At 53.1% G+C, this 3,649-nt stretch carries 3 protein-coding genes and 1 pseudogene; all 4 read left to right on the top strand.

The genetic code is table 11. The annotated features are described in order from the left end of the window. The first annotated feature begins 23 nt into the window (after positions 1 to 23). The gene (hcp-2, locus tag BZJ21_RS15070) at positions 24 to 542 is read left to right on the top strand and encodes a type VI secretion system effector Hcp-2 (RefSeq protein ID WP_021023756.1); all 519 of its coding nucleotides are present in this window, start codon (positions 24 to 26) and stop codon (positions 540 to 542) included. Positions 543 to 652: 110 nt separating this feature from the next. Next, positions 653 to 2,632, top strand: coding sequence for a type VI secretion system Vgr family protein (gene tssI, locus BZJ21_RS15065; RefSeq protein WP_077670229.1), 1,980 nt, complete (start codon positions 653 to 655; stop codon positions 2,630 to 2,632). A 3-nt stretch (positions 2,633 to 2,635) separates the two neighbouring features. After that, on the top strand, positions 2,636 to 3,433 hold the full coding sequence (locus tag BZJ21_RS15060; protein ID WP_077670228.1) for a DUF4123 domain-containing protein: 798 nt from the start codon (positions 2,636 to 2,638) through the stop codon (positions 3,431 to 3,433). Next, positions 3,423 to 3,649, top strand: a pseudogene (locus BZJ21_RS15055) (hypothetical protein); the annotation flags it as partial. The gene BZJ21_RS15060 and the pseudogene BZJ21_RS15055, both read left to right, overlap by 11 nt.

The following is a 3,649-nucleotide window of genomic DNA, read 5'->3' as shown; positions in this document are numbered from 1 at the left end:
ATTAAATGTTTATAGGAGCGATTATGCCAACGCCATGTTATATCTCGATTGAAGGTGAAACCCAGGGACTGATTACTGCCGGTGCGTGTACCGCTGACTCTATTGGTGATTCTTTCGTCGAAGGTCATGAAGATGAAATGCTGGTTCAGCAGTTTGACCACAATGTAACCGTCCCCACCGACCCACAGTCAGGCCAGCCTTCTGGCCAACGTGTTCACAAGCCATTCAAATTCACTGTTGCGCTCAACAAAGCGGTGCCGCTGCTTTATAACGCGCTGTCTTCAGGTGAAAAAATGTCTACCGTTGAGCTGAAGTGGTACCGCACCTCGATTGAGGGCAAACAAGAAAACTTCTTTACCACTAAGCTAGAAAGCGCCTCTATCGTAGACATCCATTGCGAAATGCCACACTGCCAAGACCCTGCCAAGTCTGATTTCACCCAGAACCTTACGGTCTCTATGTCATACCGTAAAGTTATCTGGGAGCACGTTAACGCGGGCACATCTGGCTCAGACGACTGGCGCAAGCCTATCGAAGCCTAACCCTCGCCTTGATGAGGAAACCGCAGCCTGCCTATTGGGCGGGCTGCACCGCGTTCAGCCATGTGCGCATTGAGAGTATCGACTTGTTTCGACAGAAAGGAAGGTAAGTGATGGCAACACTTCATTATACATTCAGTATTAAAGGCCTAGCGGATGAATGCTTTGTCGTGAGAGGATTTGAGGGCCAAGAAGTCCTTTCGGATGATAACCGCGTTGATGGAGGATGCCACGGCTTTCGCTACGATATTGAGCTGGCAAGCCGACATACCGACCTAAAACCGGAGCAAGTCATTGATGCAACGGCAGTACTCACCCTATACCGCAATGGTGAGGTGGCGCAGCGCTGTCATGGTGTTGTAAAGCGCTTCACTCAAGGCGATATTGGTCACCACCATACCTTTTACTCGCTCACCTTGGTCCCAGCCCTCGAGCGACTCGCGCTTCGTCATAACAGCCGTATTTTTCAACATAAGACGGTACAAGACATCATTGCTGAGCTGCTGCTGGAAATGGGGGTGGAAGACCACCAATTCTCACTGTCTCGCAAGCTTGAAGAGCGTGAGTTCTGTGTTCAGTATCGTGAGACGGATTTAGCCTTTATTGAGCGTCTTGCCGCCGAAGAAGGCTTGGTCTACTACTTTGCGCATAGCCAAGACAAGCACATGCTCATCTTTTGTGATGACAACAGCGCACTGACCGCCCTCGAAGCCCCGATCATTTACAATAGCACCGCGGGAGGCGAAGCCGATACGCCTTATGTTTGGTCTTTCGCCAAGCAAACTCAAACCGCGGTCTCTGATGTATACCTCAAAGACTATAGCTTCAAAAAGCCTGCCTATAGCTTTATGCAACAACAAGTCGGTGATGATATGGCTTACCAGCGGCAAACTTATCAACACTTTGATGCGCCAGGCCGTTATAAAGATGATGCCAATGGTCGCGCCTTTAGCCAAGCAAGGCTCGATTATTTACGCCGCGATGCGCGCCTGGCAACCGGGCAAAGCAATCAACCGTTGCTGCGTGCAGGTACTAAGTTCACACTCAGTGAACACTTAGCCGATGAGATGAACGCCGATTGGTTGGTGGTCTCTATCACGCGCAAGGGCGAGCAACCTCAAGCACTAGAAGAGGCCGGCAGCGCAGGGCAAACCACCTATTCTAACCAATTTAAAGTCGTGCCTGCCTCCACGCCTTGGCGGGCGACGCCACAGCCTAAACCTCAGGTGGATGGGCCAATGATGGCGACCGTTGTTGGACCGGAAGGCGAAGAAATCTTCTGTGATGAACATGGTCGAGTGAAGGTGCATTTCCCTTGGGACAGGGAGTCAGAAAGAGACGAACATAGCTCGTGCTGGGTGCGCGTGTCGCAAGGCTGGGCCGGGGCGCAGTACGGCTTTATGGCCATCCCGCGTATTGGCCATGAAGTGATTGTGTCGTTCTTAAATGGCGATCCCGACCAGCCCATTATTACCGGGCGGACTTATCACGCCACCAACACCCCGCCGTATCCACTCCCTGAGTTTAAAACCAAAACGGTATGGCGCAGTGACAGCCACCAAGGCGAAGGCTACAACGAGCTCAGTTTTGAAGACCAAGCCGACAGTGAGCGAGTGTACCTAAAAGCACAAAAAGACAATCAAGTCGATGTCGGAAACTCACAGCAGATCCGCGTTAATTATGACCACAAGCTCGACATTGGTCATGATGAAAACCACGTGGTTGCCAACGATCGCACGTTAACCGTAGAAGGGTCACAATCGCATGCCACGAAAGGCAATCACGTGAGTGAAGTCAACGGTGATAAGCATGAAAAGGTCGACGGGGATTGGGCAGCCAAAGTCGCGAGTGCGATTGGCTTTAATGCTGACGGCGACATCACCATTAAAAGCGGCGCCAAAATCACCCTGCAAGTGGGCGGCAGTTTTGTGGTGATTGATAGCAGTGGCGTGGCCATTGATGGGGCCAAAATCCTGATCAAGTCAGGCGGCTCACCAGGCGGGATCCCTTTGCCTTCCAGTCCGGCAACCCTCAGCGCCGCGGCCGCAGAAGGCAGTGCGTTTGTTGCGAATTGTCCGCCAAGTGAGGGCTAAGCCATGAGCGAATACCGTTATGCAGTGGTAGACCGTGCGGTGGTGCCCCACATCCTCTCCTTAGCTGACGACCATGAGGCCGCGTCGTGGTGTGTCTTTCTGCCTCCGGTGGATGACGCCTTTGCCCAAGTTGCCCCTTATTTGGTCGAGTTACCCCCAGCGCTTGAGGACGACCTGCAAGCGCGCCGTGAGCCGTGGGGATTTATCTTTACCACCGAGCAGCCGGCGAAGGTTGTGCTCAATCACCTAAGAGCCTTGCTCTCGGTGTACAAAGAAGGCAATCCGGCTCCCGTTTTCTGTCGCTACTACGATCCGCGTATCATCTGGGCGCTGTTAGATGCATGCAAGGTGGCGCAACAGTACTATGTGTTTGGTCCCATGACAGCGATACAAACCGGGTACCCACAGGCGCGTGAGATGGCGCTCACGCCCATTAAAGTGCATCGCCCGCTGACCGAGTTGGTGTTATCTGACACGCAATATCAAGCAGTGCTCGACCAGTGCATGGTTAACCTCAAGCAAGATGTGCAAGAGATATTACAGGCGCTGCCCACACCTGCCTCAGACGATGACCCAGACAGAGGCGTATTCGCCGATACCCTAGTGACGCAATTAACCCAATGGGGCGTCACCGTCGTGACCGATATCAAAACCATCGCGTCCTTGTGTGTCTCACACAAGGTTCCAGATTGGGAGGCCTTGCCCGCCGCATGGCATGCCGAGCTCTCTCATTCCCAACGACCTGGCAGCTACCGCGTGAAAACATTGGTAGCCAAATTAGGAGGCCAACATGAGCTGTAATCATCCCCCCGGCGAGGCGTGTCATTGCAATCGCACCGAGCCCTGCCTGATTGGTTATGCGGTGACCGCGGGCGATAGCACACAACAATATCGTGGTGGCGAAGTGATTGGCGAGCCGGTTGTTGTGATTGATGAAGGCGAGGGCGCAGAGGTTGACATTACCCTTGAAGGCAGTTGCCAAGACGCAAAACCGACTTGCCCGAACGGCTATGTGAC

The sequence above is a fragment of the Salinivibrio costicola subsp. alcaliphilus genome (assembly GCF_001996185.1).
Classification (GTDB): domain Bacteria; phylum Pseudomonadota; class Gammaproteobacteria; order Enterobacterales; family Vibrionaceae; genus Salinivibrio; species Salinivibrio costicola.
The sequence above is the reverse complement of the archived record's forward strand: the minus strand, read 5'-3'. Positions and strand labels throughout refer to the sequence as shown.